The sequence below is a fragment of the Rhodococcus sp. YH1 genome, assembly GCF_009939605.1.
GTDB lineage: Bacteria > Actinomycetota > Actinomycetes > Mycobacteriales > Mycobacteriaceae > Rhodococcus > Rhodococcus aetherivorans.
This window is the reverse complement of the sequence record NZ_WVTE01000254.1, coordinates 1-21,021: the sequence shown is the minus strand read 5'-3', so window position 1 is coordinate 21,021 and position 21,021 is coordinate 1. Positions and strand designations below refer to the sequence as shown.

The 21,021-nt window shown below is 72.4% G+C and carries 20 protein-coding genes and 2 pseudogenes; 14 read left to right on the top strand and 8 right to left on the bottom strand.

Annotation, left to right across the window (positions count from 1 at the left end; translation table 11 throughout):
• Window positions 1-45: 45 nt before the first annotated feature.
• The 13 genes from AIIKEEIJ_RS24865 to AIIKEEIJ_RS24805 all read left to right on the top strand — a co-directional run bounded on the left by AIIKEEIJ_RS24865 (window position 46) and on the right by AIIKEEIJ_RS24805 (window position 14,219).
• Entirely contained in the window at window positions 46-1,296 is a 1,251-nt protein-coding gene (locus AIIKEEIJ_RS24865) for a bifunctional 3,4-dihydroxy-2-butanone-4-phosphate synthase/GTP cyclohydrolase II (protein WP_006937680.1), read from the top strand.
• Window positions 1,297-1,779 (top strand): 6,7-dimethyl-8-ribityllumazine synthase, encoded by a 483-nt coding sequence (gene ribH, locus AIIKEEIJ_RS24860; protein ID WP_006937682.1) that lies wholly within the window; start codon window positions 1,297-1,299, stop codon window positions 1,777-1,779.
• Window positions 1,776-2,249: a PH domain-containing protein gene (locus AIIKEEIJ_RS24855; RefSeq protein WP_083662509.1), complete on the top strand. Its 474-nt coding sequence runs from the start codon at window positions 1,776-1,778 to the stop codon at window positions 2,247-2,249. The genes ribH and AIIKEEIJ_RS24855 overlap by 4 nt, the downstream gene beginning before the upstream one ends.
• A gap of 9 nt (window positions 2,250-2,258) precedes the next feature.
• Window positions 2,259-4,388, top strand: a complete 2,130-nt coding sequence (gene uvrC, locus AIIKEEIJ_RS24850; protein ID WP_161996789.1) for an excinuclease ABC subunit UvrC — start codon at window positions 2,259-2,261, stop codon at window positions 4,386-4,388.
• Between the two features lie 71 nt (window positions 4,389-4,459).
• The gene (gene rapZ, locus AIIKEEIJ_RS24845; RefSeq protein ID WP_170914089.1) at window positions 4,460-5,314 is read left to right on the top strand and encodes an RNase adapter RapZ; all 855 of its coding nucleotides are present in this window, start codon (window positions 4,460-4,462) and stop codon (window positions 5,312-5,314) included.
• Window positions 5,311-6,378 carry a gluconeogenesis factor YvcK family protein gene (locus AIIKEEIJ_RS24840; protein ID WP_029543623.1) on the top strand — a complete coding sequence of 356 codons (1,068 nt, stop codon included), beginning with the start codon at window positions 5,311-5,313 and terminating at the stop codon, window positions 6,376-6,378. The genes rapZ and AIIKEEIJ_RS24840 overlap by 4 nt, the downstream gene beginning before the upstream one ends.
• Window positions 6,375-7,352, top strand: coding sequence for a DNA-binding protein WhiA (gene whiA, locus AIIKEEIJ_RS24835; RefSeq protein WP_170914087.1), 978 nt, complete (start codon window positions 6,375-6,377; stop codon window positions 7,350-7,352). Before AIIKEEIJ_RS24840 ends, whiA begins: the two co-directional genes overlap by 4 nt.
• 177 nt (window positions 7,353-7,529) lie before the next feature.
• Window positions 7,530-8,549: a type I glyceraldehyde-3-phosphate dehydrogenase gene (gene gap, locus AIIKEEIJ_RS24830; protein WP_006937692.1), complete on the top strand. Its 1,020-nt coding sequence runs from the start codon at window positions 7,530-7,532 to the stop codon at window positions 8,547-8,549.
• 20 nt (window positions 8,550-8,569) lie between these two features.
• Complete coding sequence (locus AIIKEEIJ_RS24825; protein ID WP_006937693.1) at window positions 8,570-9,781, top strand: phosphoglycerate kinase; 1,212 nt, start codon at window positions 8,570-8,572, stop codon at window positions 9,779-9,781.
• 1 nt (window position 9,782) lies between these two features.
• Window positions 9,783-10,565 carry a triose-phosphate isomerase gene (tpiA, locus tag AIIKEEIJ_RS24820; protein ID WP_006937696.1) on the top strand — a complete coding sequence of 261 codons (783 nt, stop codon included), beginning with the start codon at window positions 9,783-9,785 and terminating at the stop codon, window positions 10,563-10,565.
• A gap of 73 nt (window positions 10,566-10,638) precedes the next feature.
• Window positions 10,639-10,872: a preprotein translocase subunit SecG gene (gene secG / locus AIIKEEIJ_RS24815; protein ID WP_003939471.1), complete on the top strand. Its 234-nt coding sequence runs from the start codon at window positions 10,639-10,641 to the stop codon at window positions 10,870-10,872.
• 70 nt (window positions 10,873-10,942) lie between these two features.
• Window positions 10,943-13,714, top strand: a complete 2,772-nt coding sequence (gene ppc, locus AIIKEEIJ_RS24810) for a phosphoenolpyruvate carboxylase (protein ID WP_161996788.1) — start codon at window positions 10,943-10,945, stop codon at window positions 13,712-13,714.
• A 94-nt stretch (window positions 13,715-13,808) separates the two neighbouring features.
• Window positions 13,809-14,219 carry a nuclear transport factor 2 family protein gene (locus AIIKEEIJ_RS24805; protein WP_065922577.1) on the top strand — a complete coding sequence of 137 codons (411 nt, stop codon included), beginning with the start codon at window positions 13,809-13,811 and terminating at the stop codon, window positions 14,217-14,219.
• Between the two features lie 37 nt (window positions 14,220-14,256).
• Here AIIKEEIJ_RS24805 and AIIKEEIJ_RS24800 read toward each other — a convergent pair whose 3' ends face one another.
• From AIIKEEIJ_RS24800 to AIIKEEIJ_RS24790, 3 genes are all read right to left on the bottom strand, one after another.
• Window positions 14,257-16,143 (bottom strand): alkyl sulfatase dimerization domain-containing protein, encoded by a 1,887-nt coding sequence (locus tag AIIKEEIJ_RS24800; RefSeq protein WP_161996787.1) that lies wholly within the window; start codon window positions 16,141-16,143, stop codon window positions 14,257-14,259.
• Between the two features lie 160 nt (window positions 16,144-16,303).
• Complete coding sequence (locus AIIKEEIJ_RS24795) at window positions 16,304-16,498, bottom strand: hypothetical protein (protein ID WP_029543629.1); 195 nt, start codon at window positions 16,496-16,498, stop codon at window positions 16,304-16,306.
• An 11-nt stretch (window positions 16,499-16,509) separates the two neighbouring features.
• The gene (locus AIIKEEIJ_RS24790; RefSeq protein ID WP_006936589.1) at window positions 16,510-16,998 is read right to left on the bottom strand and encodes an SRPBCC domain-containing protein; all 489 of its coding nucleotides are present in this window, start codon (window positions 16,996-16,998) and stop codon (window positions 16,510-16,512) included.
• A gap of 150 nt (window positions 16,999-17,148) precedes the next feature.
• Here AIIKEEIJ_RS24790 and AIIKEEIJ_RS24785 point away from each other — a divergent pair, with 150 nt between their 5' ends.
• Complete coding sequence (locus tag AIIKEEIJ_RS24785; protein ID WP_161996786.1) at window positions 17,149-17,310, top strand: hypothetical protein; 162 nt, start codon at window positions 17,149-17,151, stop codon at window positions 17,308-17,310.
• Window positions 17,311-17,313: 3 nt separating this feature from the next.
• On the opposite strand, the gene pgl is transcribed toward AIIKEEIJ_RS24785, so the two are convergent.
• The 5 genes and pseudogenes from pgl to AIIKEEIJ_RS33270 all read right to left on the bottom strand — a co-directional run.
• Window positions 17,314-18,081: a 6-phosphogluconolactonase gene (gene pgl, locus AIIKEEIJ_RS24780; protein WP_161996785.1), complete on the bottom strand. Its 768-nt coding sequence runs from the start codon at window positions 18,079-18,081 to the stop codon at window positions 17,314-17,316.
• The gene (gene opcA, locus AIIKEEIJ_RS24775) at window positions 18,074-18,982 is read right to left on the bottom strand and encodes a glucose-6-phosphate dehydrogenase assembly protein OpcA (RefSeq protein ID WP_373566476.1); all 909 of its coding nucleotides are present in this window, start codon (window positions 18,980-18,982) and stop codon (window positions 18,074-18,076) included. Before opcA ends, pgl begins: the two co-directional genes overlap by 8 nt.
• Window positions 18,979-20,520, bottom strand: coding sequence for a glucose-6-phosphate dehydrogenase (zwf, locus tag AIIKEEIJ_RS24770; RefSeq protein WP_006936597.1), 1,542 nt, complete (start codon window positions 20,518-20,520; stop codon window positions 18,979-18,981). The genes opcA and zwf overlap by 4 nt, the downstream gene beginning before the upstream one ends.
• 4 nt (window positions 20,521-20,524) lie before the next feature.
• A pseudogene (locus AIIKEEIJ_RS24765) lies at window positions 20,525-20,911 on the bottom strand (transaldolase family protein); the annotation flags it as partial.
• Window positions 20,850-21,021, bottom strand: a pseudogene (locus tag AIIKEEIJ_RS33270) (AraC family transcriptional regulator); the annotation flags it as partial. The pseudogenes AIIKEEIJ_RS24765 and AIIKEEIJ_RS33270, both read right to left, overlap by 62 nt.

The window sequence follows — 21,021 nt, the reverse complement described above, 5'->3', positions numbered from 1 at the left end:
TCGGCAATCAGTTTGTCCGTACACGAGATTTTGGAGCCCACGCAAGTGACGAGGTTCGACACCATCGAGCGCGCGATCGCCGATATCGCAGCCGGCAAGGCGGTCGTCGTGGTCGACGACGAGGACCGCGAGAACGAGGGCGACCTCATCTTCGCAGCCGAGAAGGCCACTCCCGAACTGGTGGCGTTCATGGTGCGCTACACCTCCGGGTACCTGTGCGTGCCGCTGGCCGGGGAGGACTGCGACCGCCTCGGCCTGCCCCCCATGTACTCGACCAACCAGGACAAGCACGGCACCGCCTACACCGTGACCGTCGACGCGCGGGAAGGGATCGGCACCGGCATCTCCGCCTCGGACCGGGCCACCACGATGCGGCTGCTCGCCGATCCGAACAGCACCGCACAGGACTTCACCCGCCCCGGGCACGTGGTGCCGCTGCGCGCCAAGGAGGGCGGCGTGCTGCGCCGGCCCGGCCACACCGAGGCCGCCGTCGACCTCGCCCGCATGGCCGACCTGCGCCCGGCCGGCGTGATCTGCGAGATCGTCTCGCAGAAGGACGAGGGCCACATGGCTCAGACCGAGGAACTGCGGGTCTTCGCCGACGAGCACAAGCTCGCCCTGATCTCCATCGCCGACCTGATCGCCTGGCGCCGCAAGCACGAAAAGCACGTCGTGCGCATCGCCGAGGCCCGCATCCCCACCCGGCACGGCGACTTCACCGCCGTCGGCTACCAGAGCGTCTACGACGAGGTCGAGCACGTCGCGCTGGTGCTCGGCGACATCCCCGGCCCGGACGGTGAGGGTGCCGACGTGCTCGTGCGGGTGCACTCGGAGTGCCTGACCGGCGACGTGTTCGGCTCGCTGCGGTGCGACTGCGGCCCACAGCTCGACGCCGCACTCGAGATGGTGGCCATGGAGGGCCGCGGTGTGGTGCTGTACATGCGCGGGCACGAGGGCCGCGGCATCGGCCTGATGCACAAGCTGCAGGCCTACCAGCTGCAGGACTCCGGCTCGGACACCGTGGACGCGAACCTGCAGCTCGGCCTGCCCGCCGACGCCCGCGACTACGGCATCGGCGCGCAGATTCTCGTGGACCTGGGCATCTCGTCGATGCGGTTGCTGACCAACAACCCCGCCAAGCGGGTCGGCCTCGACGGCTACGGGCTGCAGATCACCGAGCGGGTGGCGATGCCGCTGCGCGCGAACTCCGAGAACATCACCTACCTGCGCACCAAGCGGGACCGCATGGGCCACGACCTGATCGGCCTGGACGACTACGAGGCGGGGGACGCGTAGATGAGCGGCGAAGGACTGCCCGAGCTGCAGCTGTCCGAGGCGGCCGGGCTGCGGCTGGCCATCGTCGCCGGCCGCTGGCACGCCGAGATCTCCGAGGCGCTCGTCGCCGGGGCGCAGCGCGTCGCCGAGCAGGCCGGCGTCACCGACGTCACCCTCGAACGTGTCGCCGGCGCGATCGAGCTGCCGGTCGTCGCCCAGCAGCTGGCCCGCACCCACGACGCGGTCGTCGCCCTCGGCGTCGTGATCCGCGGCGGGACCCCCCATTTCGAGTACGTGTGCGACGCCGTCACCTACGGGCTCACCCGCATCGCGCTGGACGAGGGCACCCCCGTCGGCAACGGGGTCCTCACCACGAACGACGAGCAGCAGGCGATCGACCGGGCCGGACTGCCCGGCTCCGTCGAGGACAAGGGCGGGCAGGCGTGCGCTGCCGCCCTCGACACCGCCGTGACCCTGCGGCGGCTGCGCGGGGCCGCGCGGTGACCTCCGCCGCCGACACCCGCTGGGACCTCGAGGTCCGCAGCCGCAAGATGTCCCGGTGGGCGATCGTCGCGGCGATCGTGCTCATGCTCGGCCACATCGGGGCCGCGCTCGTGCTGCGCGCCGGCGGCGACACCGGCGTGAACCTGCGCGTCGCCGACCAGATCGCCATCGTCTGCGTCGGCGTCGTCGTCTCCGGCAGTGTGCTGCTGCTGACCCGGCCCCGGTTGCGTGCCGGCGCGTCCGGTGTGGTGGTGCGCAACGTCCTCGGTGAGAAGGCGTTCGGCTGGGACCAGGTGCGGGGCATGACCTTCCCCCAGGGCAAGCCGTGGCCCCGGCTCGAGCTGCCGCAGGACGAGTACGTGCCCGTCGTCGCTGTGCAGGCCCGCGACGGCGAGCACGCCGTCGCGGCGCTGGCCGCGTTCCGCGAGCTCGAACAGCGGTACGGCGGGGGTGTCGGCTCGGCCGACTAGCCTGGACCCGTGCCCGACCCCTCGACCTACCGCCCTGCCCCCGGCACCGTCCCGGTGGAGCCGGGGGTGTACAAGTTCCGCGATCCGCACGGCCGCGTCGTCTACGTCGGCAAGGCCAAGAGCCTGCGGTCGCGGCTGAACTCGTATTTCGCCGACGTCGCGTCGCTGCACCCGCGGACCCGGCAGATGGTGACCACCGCCGGGTCCGTCGAGTGGACGGTCGTGGGCACCGAGGTCGAGGCGCTGCAGCTCGAGTACAACTGGATCAAGGAGTTCGATCCCCGGTTCAACGTCCGCTACCGCGACGACAAGACCTACCCCATGCTCGCGGTGACGTTGAACGAGGAGTACCCACGGCTGTTCGTCTACCGCGGGCCGCGCCGCAAGGGCGTGCGGTACTTCGGTCCCTACTCCCACGCCTGGGCCATCCGCGAGACCCTCGATCTGCTGCTGCGGGTGTTCCCGGCCCGCACCTGCTCGGCCGGAGTGTTCAAGCGGCACGCGCAGATCGGCCGCCCGTGCCTGCTCGGCTACATCGACAAGTGCTCGGCACCGTGCGTGGGCCGTGTCGACGCGGCCGGGCACCGGCGCATCGTCGAGGACTTCTGCGACTTCCTCGCCGGCCGCACCGACAAGCTGGTCCGCGACCTCGAACAGCGCATGCAGGCCGCCGCCGAGGACCTCGACTTCGAGACCGCCGCGCGGCTGCGCGACGACCTCGGTGCGCTGCGCCGCGCCCTGGAGAAGCAGGCGGTGGTGCTCGGCGACGGCACCGACGCCGACCTCGTCGCCTTCGCCGGCGACGACCTCGAGGTGGCCGTGCAGGTGTTCCACGTGCGCGGCGGCCGCGTGCGCGGCCAGCGGGGCTGGGTGGTGGAGAAGTCCGGCGACGTGGTGGACCGGCCCGAGGACGCGGCGGGTTCCTCCGGCACCGCCGAGATGGAACTGTCGCTGCTGGTCGAGCAGTTCCTCACCCAGTTCTACGGCGAGGAGGCCGCCCTGTCGGCGGCCGGCGCCGAACCGGCGGGCAGTGCCGTGCCCCGCGAGGTGCTCGTGCCCGCCCTGCCGCCCGAGCCGGAGGAGATGAGCCGCTGGCTCGGCACCCTGCGCGGCGGCCCGGTGCGGCTGCGGGTGCCGCAGCGCGGCGACAAGAAGGCCCTCGCCGAGACCGTGCAGCGCAACGCGCACGAGGCCCTGACCCAGCACAAGCTGCGCCGCGCCGGCGACTTCACCGCCCGCTCGGCCGCCCTGCAGGGCATCCAGGAGGCCCTCGACCTGGACTCGGCGCCGCTGCGCATCGAGTGTGTCGACATCAGCCACGTGCAGGGCACCGACGTCGTCGCGTCGCTGGTGGTGTTCGAGGACGGCCTGCCCCGCAAGGCGGACTACCGGCACTACGCCATCCGCGAGGCCGCCGGCGACGGCCGCTCCGACGACGTCGCCTCCATCGCCGAGGTGACCCGGCGCCGGTTCCTGCGGCACAACCGGGACCTCGCCGCGGCCGGCGGTGACCCGGCCGCGGCCCGCGACGGTGACGGCGGCGACCTCGCCCCGGAGGCCGCGCTCGATCCGGCCACCGGGCGGCCCCGCCGCTTCGCGTACCCGCCGAATCTGTACGTCGTCGACGGCGGTGCCCCGCAGGTCGCCGCCGCGGCGGAGGTGCTCGACGAACTCGGCATCACCGACGTCGCGGTGATCGGACTGGCCAAGCGGCTCGAGGAGGTCTGGGTGCCGGGGGAGGAGGACCCGGTCATCCTGCCCCGCACCAGCGAATCGCTGTACCTGCTGCAGCGGGTCCGGGACGAGGCGCACCGCTTCGCCATCACCTACCACCGCAGCAAGCGGTCCCGGCGCATGACCGCTTCCGCGCTCGACGGGGTGCGCGGGCTCGGGCAGGCCCGCCGCAACGCGCTCGTCGCGCACTTCGGGTCGGTGGCCCGGCTGCGGGAGGCGACCGTGGAGGAGATCACCGCGGTCCCCGGCATCGGCGTCGCCACCGCCCGCGCCGTGCTCGACGCCCTGCGCGGCGACGTCCCGGACACCGTGCCGGCCCCGGCGGGTGAGGCTGCGGCGGACACGCCGGTGGGTGATGATGGCACCGTCGGCGTGTCGGGCGGACGAACGGAGTCGGAACTGTGACACACGAGGCGGAGACGGCGCAGCCTCGGCCCCGGCCCCGGGACGACCACCGCCCGCGGGCGGAGGTCGCCCTGGTCACGGGCCTGTCCGGAGCCGGTCTGAGCACCGCCGCGACGGCCCTCGAGGATCTCGGCTGGTTCGTCGCCGAGAACCTGCCCCCGCAGCTGGTCACCTCGATGGTCGATCTCGCGGTGCGGGCCGACCCGCCGCTGCAGCGCCTCGCCGTGGTCATGGACGTACGCAGCCGCCTGTTCACCGGCGACCTCGGCTGGGTCGTCACCGAACTGGCCGCCCGGCCCGTGCGCACCCGCGTGCTGTTCCTCGAGGCCACCGACGAGGTCCTCGTGCGTCGTTTCGAGCAGGTCCGCCGCAGCCACCCGCTGCAGGCCGACGCCGCCGACCGCACCCTCACCGACGGCATCGCCACCGAACGCGCCCAGCTCGCCGCGGTCAAGGCCGCCGCCGATCTGGTGGTCGACACGTCGTCGCTGTCCGGTCCGGAACTGCGCCGCAAGATCGAGTCCGCGTTCGGCGACGGCGACGCCGACTCGATCCGGGTCACCGTGGAATCGTTCGGATTCAAGTACGGTCTGCCGATGGACGCGGACGTGGTGTGCGACGTGCGGTTCCTGCCCAACCCGCACTGGGTGCCCGAGCTGCGTCCGCACACCGGCCAGGACGTCGACGTCCGCGACTACGTGCTGAGCCGGGACGGGGCGCAGGAATACCTGCAGACCTATCATCGGCTGCTCGAACTGACCACGGCCGGTTACCGCCGGGAGGGGAAGCGTTACATGACGATCGCGGTGGGCTGTACCGGTGGCAAGCACCGCAGCGTGGCGATGAGCGAGGCGCTCGCCGCGCGACTCGACGCCGACCCGACGCTGTCGGTGCACGTCGCGCACCGGGATCTGGGGCGCGAATGACGGGGCCCGGTTCCGCGGCCCCGGCGCCCGGGACCGGCGGCCCGGCCGGCGGGCAGGGCACCGCGCCGAATCCGTCGATCGTGGCCCTGGGCGGCGGCCACGGCCTGTACGCCACGCTCAGCGCCGTCCGCCGGCTCAGCGACCGCGTCACCGCCGTCGTCACCGTCGCCGACGACGGCGGTTCCTCCGGCCGGCTGCGCGCCGAACTCGGCGTCATCCCGCCCGGCGACCTGCGCATGGCGCTGGCCGCGCTGGCCGCGGACACCCCCGGGGTGCACACCTGGACCGAGACGGTGCAGCACCGGTTCGGCGGCACCGGCGCGCTCGCGGGCCACTCGGTGGGCAATCTCATCCTGGCCGGGCTGACCGAGGTCCTCGGCGATCCCGTGGCCGCCCTCGACCGCGTCGCCGAACTGCTCGAGGTGCGCGGCCGGGTACTGCCGATGTCGCCGATCGCCCTCGACATCGAGGCGGACGTGTCCGGCCTCGAATCGGATCCGCGGGCCAGCCGCATCATCCGGGGGCAGGTCGCCGTCGCCACCACCCCCGGCAAGGTCCGGCGCGTGCGGCTGATCCCGGCCGACCCCCCGGCGTGTCCCGACGCGCTCGACGCGGTGGGCGCCGCCGACCTCGTCGTGCTCGGGCCCGGCTCGTGGTTCTCGAGCGTCATCCCGCACGTGCTCGTCCCCGACCTGCTCGAGGCGCTGGTGACGGCGCCGGCCCGCAAGGTGCTGGTGCTCAATCTGGCCGCCGAACCGGGGGAGACCGCCGGGTTCTCCTCCGAGCGGCACCTGCACGTGCTGGCCCAGCACGCCCCGGAGTTCCGGGTCGACCACGTGGTGGTCGACTCCGCATCGGTGCCCGAGGGCCGGGAACGCGAACACCTGTGCCGGGCCGCCGCCGGATTCGGCGCCCAGGTGGTCTACGCCGACGTGGCGGAGACCGGCACCCACCGACACGACCCCGCCAAGCTGGCGGCGGTCCTGGCTCAACACCTGCCCGACGCGGCCCGCCCCCGGGACCTCGCGCAGCGGGACGGAAGGGAGATCCCCACGTGGCAATGACAGCGGAGGTCAAGGACGAGCTGAGCCGGCTGGCGGTCACCCGCACCAGCAGCCGCAAGGCCGAGGTGTCCGCCCTCCTGCGCTTCGCCGGCGGGCTGCACATCGTCGGGGGCCGTGTCGTCGTGGAGGCCGAGGTGGACCTCGGGTCGATCGCCCGCCGGTTGCGCCGCGAGATCTTCGAGCTCTACGGCTACTCCGCGGAGGTGCACGTCCTCGGCGCCGGCGGGTTGCGCAAGAGCTCGCGCTACGTGGTGCGCGTCGCCAAGGAGGGCGAGGCCCTGGCCCGCCAGACCGGTCTGCTCGACGTGCGCGGCCGCCCGGTCCGCGGCCTGCCCGCGCAGGTCGTCGGCGGCAGCATCGCCGACGCCGAGGCGGCGTGGCGCGGCGCATTCCTCGCCCACGGCTCGCTCACCGAGCCGGGCCGCTCGTCCGCCCTCGAGATCAGCTGCCCGGGCCCGGAGGCCGCGCTCGCGCTCGTCGGCGCCGCCCGGCGCCTCGGCATCGCCGCCAAGGCCCGCGAGGTGCGCGGCGCCGACCGGGTCGTCGTCCGCGACGGCGACGCCATCGGCGCGCTGCTCACCCACATGGGTGCCCAGGACACCCGGCTGACCTGGGAGGAGCGCCGGATGCGGCGGGAGGTCCGCGCCACCGCCAACCGGCTCGCCAACTTCGACGACGCCAACCTGCGCCGCTCCGCGCGCGCCGCGGTGGCCGCGGCCGCCCGCGTCGAGCGGGCCCTGGCGATCCTCGGCGACGACGTGCCCGACCACCTCGCCGCGGCCGGTGCCCTGCGCGTGCAGCACCGGCAGGCGTCGCTCGAGGAACTGGGCCAGCTCGCCGACCCGCCGATGACGAAGGACGCCGTCGCCGGACGCATCCGCCGGCTGCTGTCCATGGCGGACCGCCGGGCCAAGGATCTCGGCATCCCGGACACCGAATCCGCGGTGACCCCGGAGCTGCTCGACGAGGCCTAGCCGGCCGGCCCCGGGCGGCGGCCGCGCCGCCCCGGGCCTCCTGCCGCGCCCCGCCGGCCCCGCAGATAGGGTAGGGGTCACATCGACCGATGAGTCCTGCCGACCGGCGCCGATGTCTCCGGCACCGCGGTGGGCACCACTGGCACAACCAGCAGAGATGGGCAAAGGAGCGTAATTGTGACTGTCCGGGTAGGCGTGAACGGCTTCGGTCGTATCGGACGTAACTTCTTCCGGGCTGTCGAGGCGCAGAGGGCGCTCGGCACCACCGACATCGAGATCGTCGCGGTCAACGACCTCACCGACAACGCGACTCTGGCCCACCTGCTCAAGTACGACTCGATCCTCGGCCGCCTGCCGCAGGACGTCAGCCTCGACGGTGAGGACACCATCGTCGTCGGTGACCACCGCATCAAGGCGCTCGAGGTCAAGGAAGGCCCGGCCGCGCTGCCGTGGGGCGACCTGGGCGTGGACGTCGTCGTCGAGTCGACGGGCATCTTCACCGACGCGTCGAAGGCCAAGGGCCACCTCGACGCCGGCGCCAAGAAGGTGATCATCTCGGCGCCCGCCAAGGGTGAGGACCTCACCGTGGTGATGGGCGTCAACGACGACAAGTACGACGGCAGCCAGAACATCATCTCCAACGCCTCGTGCACCACCAACTGCCTCGGCCCGATCGCCAAGGTCCTCGACGACAGCTTCGGCATCGTCAAGGGCCTGATGACCACGGTCCACGCCTACACCCAGGACCAGAACCTGCAGGACGGCCCGCACAAGGACCTGCGCCGCGCCCGCGCCGCCGCCCTGAACGTCGTGCCCACCGGCACCGGCGCCGCCAAGGCCATCGGCCTCGTCCTGCCGCAGCTGGTCGGCAAGCTCGACGGCTACGCCCTGCGCGTGCCGATCCCGACCGGCTCGGTCACCGACCTGACCGCCAACCTCGCCACCCCCGCCTCCATCGAGGAGATCAACGCGGCGATGAAGGCGGCCGCCGAGGGCCCGCTCAAGGGCATCCTCAAGTACACCGAGGACGAGATCGTCTCCTCCGACATCGTCACCGACCCGCACTCGTCGATCTACGACGCCGGCCTGACCAAGGTCATCGACGACCAGGTCAAGATCGTCTCCTGGTACGACAACGAGTGGGGCTACTCCAACCGCCTGGTCGACCTCATCGGCCTGGTCTCGAAGTCCCTCTGACCGAACAGGACAGTCGAACAGTGGCAGTTCAGACCCTGAAGGATCTGCTCGACGCCGGCGTCGAGGGTCGTGGCGTGCTGGTGCGCTCGGACCTCAACGTCCCGTTGGACGGCGCGACGATCACCGACCCCGGCCGCATCGTCGCGTCCGCCCCGACGATCGCCGCGCTCGCCGAGGCGGGCGCGAAGGTCGTCGTCACCGCCCACCTGGGCCGGCCCAAGGGCGAGCCCGATCCGAAGTTCTCCCTCGCCCCGGTCGCGGCGAAGCTCGGTGAGGTGCTCGGCCGCAACGTCCAGCTCGCCGGCGACGTCGTCGGACAGGACGCGCTGGCCCGCTCGGAGGGCCTGACCGACGGCGACATCCTCCTGCTCGAGAACATCCGTTTCGATCCGCGCGAGACCAGCAAGGACGAGGCGGAGCGGCAGGCGCTGGCGCGCGAGCTCGTCGAACTCGTCGGCGAGGACGGCGCGTTCGTCTCCGACGGATTCGGTGTGGTGCACCGCAAGCAGGCGTCGGTGTACGACGTGGCGAACCTGCTGCCGCACTACGCGGGCAACCTCGTCGCCGCCGAGGTCGAGGTGCTGGCCAAGCTCACGGCCGATCCGGAGCGGCCCTACGCGGTGGTGCTCGGCGGCTCGAAGGTCTCCGACAAGCTCGCCGTGATCGAGGCCCTCGCCCCCAAGGTCGACACCCTCGTCATCGGCGGCGGCATGTGCTTCACCTTCCTTGCGGCACAAGGTATCTCGGTGGGCAACTCGCTGCTCGAGGAGTCGATGACCGAGACCTGCAAGGGCCTGCTCGAGCGGTTCGGCGACGTCATCCACATCCCGCAGGACGTGGTCGTCGCCGACGCGTTCGCCGCCGACGCCGAGGCCGAGACGGTGCCCGTCACCGAGATCCCGGACGGCTGGATGGGCCTGGACATCGGACCCGAGTCGGTGGCCCGGTTCGCCCAGTACCTCACCGGCGCCAAGACCGTGTTCTGGAACGGCCCGATGGGCGTGTTCGAGTTCGAGAAATTCGCGGCCGGCACCAAGGGGGTCGCCGAGGCGATCGTCGAGGCCACCCGCGCCGGCGCGTTCAGCGTCGTCGGCGGCGGCGACTCGGCCGCGGCGGTGCGCCTGCTCGGCCTGCCCGAGGACGGGTTCTCGCACATCTCCACCGGCGGCGGCGCCTCCCTCGAATACCTCGAGGGCAAGGAACTGCCCGGCATCGCTGCACTGGAGGCCTGAGATGACCCGTAAGCCGCTCATCGCCGGCAACTGGAAGATGAACCTCAACCACCTCGAGGCCATCGCCCTGGTGCAGAAGATCGCCTTCGCGCTGCCGGAGAAGTACCTCGAGAAGGTGGACGTGACGGTGCTGCCGCCGTTCACGGACATCCGCAGCGTCCAGACGCTGATCGAGGGCGACAAGCTGCTGCTCACCTACGGTGCCCAGGACGTCTCCGCCCACGACTCCGGCGCCTACACCGGCGAGATCAGCGGTGCGATGCTGGCCAAGCTGGGCTGCGCCTACGTCGTCGTCGGCCACTCCGAGCGGCGCACGCTGCACGGCGAGACCGACCAGATCGTGCTCGCCAAGACCAAGGCGGCCCTGCGGCACGGGCTGACCCCGATCGTCTGCATCGGCGAGGGCCTCGACGTCCGCGAGGCCGGCCGGCACGTGTCCCACAACGTCGCCCAGCTGCGCGGGTCCCTCGCCGGGCTCTCGTCCGACGAGATCGCGAAGATCGTCGTCGCGTACGAGCCGGTGTGGGCCATCGGCACCGGGAAGGTGGCCTCGGCTGCCGACGCCCAGGAGGTGTGCGCCGCGGTGCGCGCCACCCTCGCCGAGCTCGCCTCCCCGGAGGTCGCCGACGCCGTCCGCGTGCTCTACGGCGGCTCGGTCAACGCCAAGAACGTCGGCGAGCTCGTCGCTCAGCCCGACATCGACGGCGGTCTCGTCGGCGGCGCCTCGCTCAAGGCCGACGAGTTCGCACAGCTCTCCGCGATCGCCGCGGGCGGCCCGCTGTAAGCACCCGCGGCGCCCTTCCGGATCCCCCCGAGGCCCGGAAGGACGCCGCGACGGCGCCCTGTAGTCTGGCGCCATGGCACTGTTCCTCGACATCCTGCTGATCACCACCAGCCTGCTGCTGATTCTGCTCGTGCTGCTGCATCGCGGTAAGGGCGGCGGTCTGTCCACCCTGTTCGGTGGCGGTGTCCAGTCCAGCCTGTCCGGCTCCAGTGTCGCCGAGAAGAACCTCGACCGGCTGACCGTCTTCACCGGCATCGTCTGGCTGATCGCCATCCTCGGCATCGGCCTGCAGATCAAGTTCAGCTGATCGCTCCGCACGACGGCGCGACCCGGAATTCCGGGTCGCGCCGTCGTGCGTCGGCCGCGATACTGACCGGATGACGGATACCGCCCGCCCGGCCGACCCCTCCGGGTCCCGCTCCGCGACCGAGCCCCTGCGCCAGGACATCCGGCTGCTCGGCGGGATGCTGGGCCGCATCGTCCGGGAACAGGCCGGCGAGCACCTCTTCGCCCTCGTCGAACGCGCCCGCGTCGAGAGCTTCCGGGTGCGCCGCTCCGAGATCGACCGGGCCGAGGTCGCGGCGATGTTCGCCGACGTCCCCACCGACGACACCCTCCCCGTCATCCGCGCCTTCAGCCACTTCGCGCTGCTGGCGAACCTCGCCGAGGACCTGCACCGCGAACGCCGCCGCGCCGTGCACGTGCGCGCCGGGGAACCGGCACAGGACAGCTCGCTGGCCGCCACCTACCGCAAACTCGACGCCGCCGAACTCGACCCCGCCGAGGTCGCCGCCGCGCTCGACGGCGCCCTCGTCTCCCCGGTGATCACCGCCCACCCCACCGAGACCCGCCGCCGAACCGTCTTCGACGTGCAGAGCCGCATCACCGACCTCATGCGCCGCCGCGAACGCGCCGAGCCCGACGAGCATTCCGACATCGACCTGCAGCTGTGGCGGCAGATCCTCACCCTGTGGCAGACCGCCCTCATCCGGCTCGCCCGCCTCCGCATCCAGGACGAGATCGAGGTCGGCCTGCGGTACTACGACGCCTCCCTGTTCCGCGTCGTCCCGGCCCTCAACGCCGAGGTCCGGCGCGCCCTGCGCGAACGCTGGCCCGGCGTCCCCCTGCTGCCGGACCCGTTGGTGCGCACCGGAACCTGGATCGGCGGCGACCGCGACGGCAACCCCAACGTGACCGCCGAGGTCGTCCACCGCGCCACCGACCGGGCCGCCGCGACCGCCCTCGGCCACCACCTCGCCGAGCTCGAACAGCTCGAGCGGGAACTGTCGATGTCCGCGCGCCTGGTCCGCATCACCGACGACCTCGGCCGGCTCGCCGACGCCTCCGGTGACGACGCCCCGTCGCGCGCCGACGAACCGTACCGCCGCGCGCTGCGCGGCATCCGCGGCCGCCTGACCGCCACCGCGGCACGACTGCTGGACGAACCGCCCCCGCACGCGCTGCCGAGCCCACTGGCCGGCTACGACACGCCCGCCGACCTGCTCGCCGACCTCGACATCCTCGACGTCGCCCTGCGCGCCGGCGGCGGCGCCGCCCTCGCCGACGACCGGCTCGCGCACGTCCGCGGCGCCGTCGAGGCCTTCGGCTTCCACCTCGCCTCCCTCGACCTGCGGCAGAACTCCGAGGTGCACGGCCGGGTGATCGCCGAACTGCTCGCCTGGGCGGGCGTCACCGACGACTATCCGACCCTGCCCGAGGACGAGAAGGTCGCCCTGCTCGCCGCGGAGTTGCGCACCCGCCGGCCCCTCAGCGCGCCCGGCGCGCGGCTCGGCGCCGACACCACCCGCGAACTCGGCGTGCTGCGCGCCGCCGCCGACGCCGTCGCGCGCCTCGGACCCCAGGCGGTGCCGCACTACATCGTCAGCATGTGCGGGTCGGTGTCCGATCTGCTCGAGGCCGTGATCCTGCTCGACGAGGTCGGTCTCGTCGAGCACGACGTCGCGGGACCGCGCTGCCCGGTCGCGGTGATCCCGCTGTTCGAGACCATCGACGATTTGAGGCACGGCGCCGAGATCCTCACCGCCGCCCTTGCCGTCCCCGAGTTCCGCAACCTCGTCGACGCCGCCGGCGGCGTGCAGGAGGTCATGCTGGGCTACTCGGATTCGAACAAGGACGGCGGGTACCTCGCCGCGAACTGGGCGCTGTACCGGGCCGAACTCGACCTGGTGGAGGCCGCGCGCACCGCCGGGATCCGGCTGCGCCTGTTCCACGGCCGCGGCGGCACCGTCGGCCGCGGCGGTGGCCCGAGCTACGACGCGATCCTCGCGCAGCCGCCCGGGGCCGTCGCCGGCTCGCTGCGGCTGACCGAGCAGGGCGAGGTGATCGCCGCGAAGTACGCCGAGCCGAAGCTGGCGCGCCGCAACCTCGAATCACTCGTCGCCGCGACTCTCGAGTCCACCCTCCTCGACGTCGAGGGACTCGGCAGCGACGCCGCCCCGGCGTACGCGGTGCTCGACGAGCTCGCCGAACTCGCCCGCGCCGCCTACAGCGACCTGGTACACGAGACCCCCGGCTTCGTCGAGTACTTCCGGACCGCCACGCCGGTCGCGGAGATCGGGGCCCTGAACATCGGCAGCCGGCCCACCTCCCGCAAGCCGACGTCGTCGATCGCCGACCTGCGGGCGATCCCCTGGGTGCTGGCGTGGACCCAGTCCCGGGTCATGCTGCCCGGCTGGTACGGCACCGGCACCGCCGTCGAGACCTGGATCGGCGGCGACGACGAGCGTCTGGCCACCCTCACCGGCCTGTACCGCCGCTGGCCGTTCTTCCGCACCGTGCTGTCCAACATGGCGATGGTGCTGGCCAAGTCCGACCTCGGTCTCGCGGCGCGCTACGCCGAGCTGGTGCCCGATCCCGATCTGCGGCACCGGGTGTTCGACAAGATCACCGCCGAACACGACCGCACCGTGCGCACCTACCTGGCGGTCACCGGTCACCCCGACCTGACCGCGGACAACCCGGCGCTGGCCCGATCGGTGCACAACCGCTTCCCGTACCTCGAGCCGCTGAACCACCTGCAGGTCGAACTGTTGCGCCGATTCCGCGCGGGCGAGGACACCGACCGGGTCCGCCGCGGCATCCAGCTGACGATGAACGGGCTCGCGACCGCGCTGCGCAACAGCGGCTAGCGGCGGGGTGACAGCGGGCGAACGCCGGGGCCCCGTGCCCGCTCAGCGGGAAGACGGCGCCCCGAACGGCCGTGAGCCCGCTACAACGGGACAGGTGACACACGACCGCGAACAGATCATCGAACGGCTCGCCGAGCTCGCCGCCGCCCTCGACCGCCGCGACTGGGAGGCCCTCGGGGCCGCCTTCACCGACTCTGCCACCGGCTACGGTGCCGCGGGCCGCGACGGCATCGTCGCCGTGGTCCGCGCGCACCTCGGTGGCTGCGGACCGTCGCAGCATCTGCTGGGCAACCACCGTGTCGAGGTCGACGGCGACCGGGCCCGGTCACTGACGTATGCCCGCGTCCACCATCAGGGCGCGGGTCCGGCCGCCGGAGCGAGTTACGAGTGTTTCGGCGAATACGACGATCGGTGGACCCGCACCCGGGACGGCTGGCGCCTGACCTCCCGCACCTTCACCGTGTCCCACGACCTCGGCGACGCCGGCGTGCTCAGGCCCGGCTGACCTCCGGACCGCGCCGCGGTCCCGGCAGCGGCGGGAGTCAGGGCGTGACGATCGCGAACTCCGGATCCACCGGTGCGAGCACCTCGAAGAGCCGGCCCGCCACCGTCGGGTCGCCCGTCACCGCGATCGTCCCGTCCGCGAGGGCCGTCGCCGGATCCAGCTGCCCGGTGAGCGCACCGATCAGCGTGCGGCGGGTGAGGGTGAACACCGTGCTGCCCGGCAGCGGCGCGTCGACGGTCCGGTGGTTGAGCACGCCGTGCTGCAGCTCCGTGAGATACGTGATCCCGAGGTCGGTGAGGATCCACGAGATCACGAGCCGCAGGTCCCACGCACGCGGCCCGTCCACCCGCACGGCCAGGCTGTCGAAGAGCTGCGGGACGGTCAGCGCATCGAGGAAGTCGCCCGAGGACTGCACGGGCGAGCCGAAGATCCCGTCGCGGAGCTCCTTCGCGCCGGCCAGGTAGATGCAGCGCCAGGTGCCGTTCTCGGAGCCGTACGCGAGTTGCTCCATCGCGTCGGCCTGCAGGGCCCGGGCGGCCTGGTCGGTGTCGTCGGTGAACAGCAGATGCTTGCAGACCTCGAGCACCCAGCGGTAGTCGCCCTCCTCGAAGGCGTCCCGCGCGACGGCGAGGGCGGCGTCGGCGCCGCCCATGGCGTCGACGTACCGGCGGGCTGCCTCGACCGGGGGATGGGCCCACAGGTTGGCGGGATTGCCGTCGTACCACCCCATGTACCGCTGGTAGATCGCCTTGACGTTGTGGCTCACCGAGCCGTAGTAGCCGTGGGTGTGCCACGCGGCCGCCAGGGCCGGGGGCATCTCGAACCGCTCGGCGATCTCCGCGCCCACGAGCCCCTGGTTCATCATCCGCAGCGTCTGATCGTGCAGGTACAGGTACATGTCGCGCTGCACGGACAGGAATTCGAGCGCACGTTCGCGGCCCCACGTCGGCCAGTGGTGCGAGGCGAACACGACGTCGAGTGCGTCGCCCCACAGGCCGATCGTCTCGTTGAGGTAGTGGCCCCAGGCGTGCGCGTCGCGCACCACCGCGCCGCGCAGCGTGAGGATGTTGTGCATGGTGTGGGTGGCGTTCTCCGCCGCGCACAGGGCTCGCCGATCGGGGAACCAGATGTTCATCTCGGCCGGGGCCTCGGTGCCGGGGGTGAGCTGGAAGACCATCCGCACCCCGTCGACGGTGAGTTCCTGCCCGGTCGCGGTGATGTCGACGGTCGGCGCGATGAGCGTGACGGTGCCGGCCGAGGTGGTCTGGCCCAGCCCGGCCCCGATCTGACCGGCCGGACCCTTCTCGAGCGCCGCGCCGTACATGTAGCCCGAGCGGCGCGACATCGCCGTGCCGGCGAAGAGGTTCTCCGCCACCGCGTGTTCGAGGAACCCGGCCGGGGCGACGACGGGGACCGTCCCGGCCTCGACGAGCCCCGGGTCGAGCACACCCTTGACACCGCCGAAGTGGTCGACGTGGGAGTGGGTGTAGATCATCCCGGAGACGGGTCGGTCGCCGCGGTACCCGCGGTACAGGGCCAGGGCGGCCGCGGCGGTCTCCGCGCTGATCAGGGGGTCGATCACGATCACCCCGGCCTCACCCTCGACGACGGTCATCACCGACAGGTCGAATCCGCGCAGCTGGTAGATCCCCGGCACCACCTCGAACAGGCCGTCCTCGGCGAGCAGCCGTCCCTGCCGCCACAGGCTCGGATGCGCCGTCTCCGGCGCGGACCCGTCCAGGAACGCGTAGGCGTCGAGGTCCCACACCACCCGCCCGTCCGCGCCGGTGATCCGCCGCTGCTCGCTGCGGCCGACGAACCCGCGCGTCACGTCCTCGGAATCCTGCCCGTCGTCCGCGGGCAGCGCGGCCGCCGCGGCCTGCAGGTTCCGCCGGGTCGTCTCGCTGGCACCGCCTGCGCTCATGACGCCGCCCTCCTCGGAATCTCGGCTGTGTCGAGGGTACGGTCGGCCCGTCGCGGCGGGTGCACGGAATCGGGGAATCCGCCGCCGGCGCTGCCCGCCGCCGGCGAGGCGGCCGGACCCGTGCAGACGGAGCGTGCGGCTCCGGCGTGCGCGGGCGCAGTCACCGATCGGGACCGTCGGCCTCGTCCAGTTCGACGCGGGCAGCGGTGCCCGCCGCCTCCACGGTCGGATGCGCGTGCGCGAGCATGGCCTCGTCCCCGGCGGCGACGAGCACGTCGCGGACCACCCCGCTGTCGCGGGCCGGGTACAGACGGATTCCGCGGTGGCCGAGGGCGTCGGCGAGCCGGCCCAGCACCTGTGCGGTGTTCAGCGGTACTCGTCGGCGAGGTCGAGGTAGCCGTCCCAGCGGGGCAGGGCGCGGCCGGCGAGCACGGCGTCGAGCCGGTCGAGATAGTACTGCCAGCCGGGACCGACCTCCGAGGTCTCCGACCGCGGTACGTGCCGGTGGGAGAACTCGAGCGTGGTGACGACACCGACCTGCTTCACGGTGACCTCGAGATGCCACCCGTCCTGGTCGACGCCGAGCTCGTGGGGTGGATCGCAGCGCAGGATCCGCACGTCCGTCGTCGCCGTGTCGTGCTCGTCGGTCATCGTCAGCCGCACCCGTCCGGAGGTGGGGTCGCCCGTCCACCGTCCGTACCAGCGTTCGAGCCGGTCCGACTCGGTCAACGCCGCCCACACCTCGCCCACCGGCAGCGCGAAACTGCGCACGTAGTGCAGGGTCACGAGCGAGGACCCGTCCGGACAGCCGTGCTCGGGACGGATCTCGCCGAGGACGGTGGTCGGGGTGCTCATCGAACGCTCCTTTCCACGCAGTGCTGTCCCCATTGTGATCCGCCGGGTGTCACCCTGCCGGGTTCGGGGTCGGACCGACTCGGCGGGGAACCGCCGGGGCGGCCGCGGCGTCGAACGAGGCAGGGAACACCACAGGGGAGGAGCCCCACCATGGACCGTAGGACGGTGCGCTGCAGCCGTGCCCGCCTCACCGGGCTGCACACGACCCGCAACCCGAGCTGGACCGCGCGCCTGCGCTGCGGCGTGACCGACGGCTGCCGGCCCCCGGATCCACGGGCGGGCGAGCCCGACCGGGACGGACCGGGGCGGTGACGGTCAGTCGGCGGGCAGTGCCGCGGCGGCCTCCGCATCGAGGAACCACACGGTCTGCTCGCGGCCCCGCGCCCCGGCCGCCGGGACGTCCACCGGGGCGGCGCCGCCCACCGCGGCCGCGACGGCCTCGGCCTTGGCCGCACCGGTGACGAGCAGCCACACCTGCCGGGCGCGACGGATCGCGGGAAGGGTGAGCGTGACCCGCGCGGCGGGCGGCTTGGGGGAGTCCTCGACGCCGACGACGAAGCGGTCCTGCTCGCGCACCGCGTCGGTGTGCGGGAACAGGGAGTTGATGTGGCCCTCGCCGCCCATGCCCAGCAGGTGCACGTCGAACTCGGGGGTCGTGCCGTCGGAGGAGTTCGCGGCGAGCACCTCCTCGTACGTGCGCGCCGCCGAGTCGGGGGAACCGGCCCCGGCCTCGTCGAGGGTGGGCATCGCGTGCACCCGCGCCGGATCGAGCGGCACGTGGTCGAGCAGCGCCGCGCGCGCCTGGACCTCGTTGCGCTCCGGGTCGCCCGGCGGCAGATATCGCTCGTCGCCGAAGTACACGTCGACCGCGGACCAGTCGATCCCACCGGGGGCACGCAGGACCGCATCGAGCACGGCGATGCCGGTGCCGCCCCCGGTGAGCACCACCGACGCGCGGCCGCGGGCGTGCTGCGCGGCGACCACGGCCTCGACGAAGGCTGCGGCGGCCGCTCGCGCGACGTCGTCGCCCGTCTCGCAGCGCCGCACGCGGACGTTCTGGGAAGTGTCGTGCACGTCAGACATACTCCACCTTGGACAGTGCGGTCAGGGCCGAGTGGTACACCTCGTCGGGGTCGAGCCGTCGCAGTTCCTCGGCGAGGCATTCCGAGGAGTCGCGGCGTGCGAGCGTGATCAGCGAATCGGGTTTACCGGTGCGCCGCAACGTCGCGACACGCCCGTCCTGGGGCCGCTCGAGCGAGATCGTCTGGGTGCGGGTGCGCAGTTCGACCCGCAGATCGCCCACCGCGCGCTGGACCGGGCCGTCGATCCGGCTCGCGAGCCAGCCCGCGAGCAGATCCACCGCGGGTTCGCTGCCGAGCCCCGACACCAGCGCCGACTCGATCGGCTCGAACGGCGGCTGGTCGAGCGCGGAGACGAGCAACGCCCGCCAGTAGGTGATCCGGCCCCACGCGAGGTCGGTGTCGCCGGGGGTGTAGCCGGGCAGCCGGGAGACGATCTCGGCCATGGGGCGCGACGAGTTCGTCGCGTCCGTCAGGCGACGCACGGCGAGCCGGCCCACCGGATCCGCCGCGGGCACCTCCGGGGGCGTGTTCGGCCACCACACCACCACCGGGGTGTCCGGCAGCAGGAACGGCACGATCACCGATTCCTGGTGGTCGGCGAGCGGGCCGTGCAACGCGAGGATCAGCACCTCCGAGGCGCCGGCGTCGCCGCCGATGCGGATCTCCGCATCCATGCGCGGTTCGCCGCCCGCGCGGCCGCGGCCGACGACGATCACACGGCACGGATGCTCCCGCGACGCCCCGATGGCCGCGGTGATCGCGGCCTCGAGTCCGCGCGGACCGTCGGTGCACACCACCAGCGTGAGCACGCGCCCCTGCGTGACGATGCCCCCGGTCTGCCGCAGCTGGACCAGCTGCTTGCTGATGTCGATCGCGGTCGCGTTGCGCAACTGCATTCTCACGGGCGTCTCCATTCGCGGCCCGAGCGACGGAGCATCTCGTCGGCCGCCGACGGTCCCCAGGTGCCGGCCTCGTACGGTTCGGGCTTACCGTGTGCCGCCCAGTGCTCGAGCACGGGGTCGAGGATCTTCCACGACAGCTCGACCTCGTCGTCGACGGGGAAGAGGGACGGCACGCCGAGCAGCACATCGAGGATGAGCCGCTCGTACGCCTCGGGGGAGGACTCGGTGAACGCCTGGCCGTAGCTGAAGTCCATGTTGACGTCGCGGACCTCCATGCCCGACCCGGGCACCTTGGAGCCGAAGCGGAGGGTGACCCCCTCGTCCGGCTGCACCCGGATCACGAGTGCGTTTTGGCCGAGCTCGGTGGTCATCGTCTGATCGAACGGCAGGTGCGGGGCCCGCTTGAACACGATCGCGATCTCGGTGACGCGCCGGCCCAGGCGCTTGCCGGTGCGCAGGTAGAACGGCACTCCGGCCCAGCGGCGGGTGTCGATCTCGCACGTGATCGCCGCGTACGTCTCGGTGGTCGAGTCGGCCGCGAAGCCCTGCTCCTCGTGCAGGCCGACGACCTGACCGCCGTTCTGCCAGCCCGCGATGTACTGGCCGCGGGCGGTGGTCTCGTCGAGGGGCTCGGCGAGCCTGGTCGCGGAGAGCACCTTGATCTTCTCCGCCCGCAACTCGGCCGGGTCGAAGCTGATCGGTTCCTCCATGGCGATGAACGCGAGCAGCTGCAACAGGTGGTTCTGGATCACGTCCCGGGCGGCGCCGATGCCGTCGTAATAGCCGGCGCGGCCGCCGAGGCCGATGTCCTCGGCCATCGTGATCTGGACATGGTCGACGTAGTGCGCGTTCCACAGCGGGTCGAACAGTTGGTTCGCGAACCGCAACGCCAGGATGTTCTGCACCGTCTCCTTGCCGAGGTAGTGGTCGATGCGGAACACCGCCTCCTCGGGGAACACCTCGGCGACCAGCCGGTTCAGCTCCCGGGCACTCGTCAGGTCGTGGCCGAACGGCTTCTCGATGATCACGCGGCTCCACGTGCCCTCCCGCGCGATCGCGAGCCCGGACTGCTTCAGCTGCGCCGACACCACCGGGAACGCATTCGGCGGGATGGAGAGGTAGAAGGCGTGGTTGCCGCCCGTGCCGCGGGCCTTGTCCAGTTCGGCGAGCGTCGACGCGAGTTCGGCGAACGCGGCGTCGTCGTCGAAGCTGCCCTGCACGAAGCGAATGCCCTCGGCCAGGCGGTTCCACACCTCCTCGCGGAATTTGGTGCGCGAGTTGGCCTTCACCGCGTCGTGGACGACCCGGCCGAAGTCCTCGTCGACCCAGTCCCGCCGGGCGAAGCCGACGAGCGCGAACCCGGGCGGCAGCAGGCCGCGGTTGGCCAGGTCGTACACCGCCGGCATCAGCTTGCGGCGGGCCAGGTCACCGGTGACTCCGAAGATCACCAGGGCGCACGGCCCGGCGATCCGGGGCAGCCGCCGATCGCGCTCGTCCCGGAGTGGGTTGACCCACGCCGCCGTCTCGGGTTCGCGCACCGCGTCAGCTCTTCGCGCCGTGCGCGATCAGCTGCTCGGAGGTGGCGGCGAGCAGCTCGTTCCAGGACACCTCGAACTTCTCGACGCCCTCGTCCTCGAGCTTGCGGAACACCTCGGGCAGGTTCACCCCGATCGTCGACAGCGCGGAGAACACGTTCGCGGCGGCCTTCTCGGTGCCGGTGACCGTGTCGCCGGTGACTTCCCCATGGTCGGCGACGGCCTCGAGGGTCTTCTCCGGCATGGTGTTGACCGTGTGCGGGGCGACCAGCTCGGTGACGTACAGGGTGTCCGAGTACTCCGGGTTCTTCACCCCGGTCGACGCCCACAGAGCGCGCTGCGGCCGCGCCCCGGCGGCGGCGAGCTGCTCGAACCGGGCACCCGACTCGAACAAAGGTCCGCGCGGACATGTGCGCCTTCGCGGCGAGCGCCGCCACGGGCAGATCCTCGTCGAGGTGCTCGGTCATCCAGTCGAGCAGGGGTGCGAGTGTCTCGGCGGGTGCC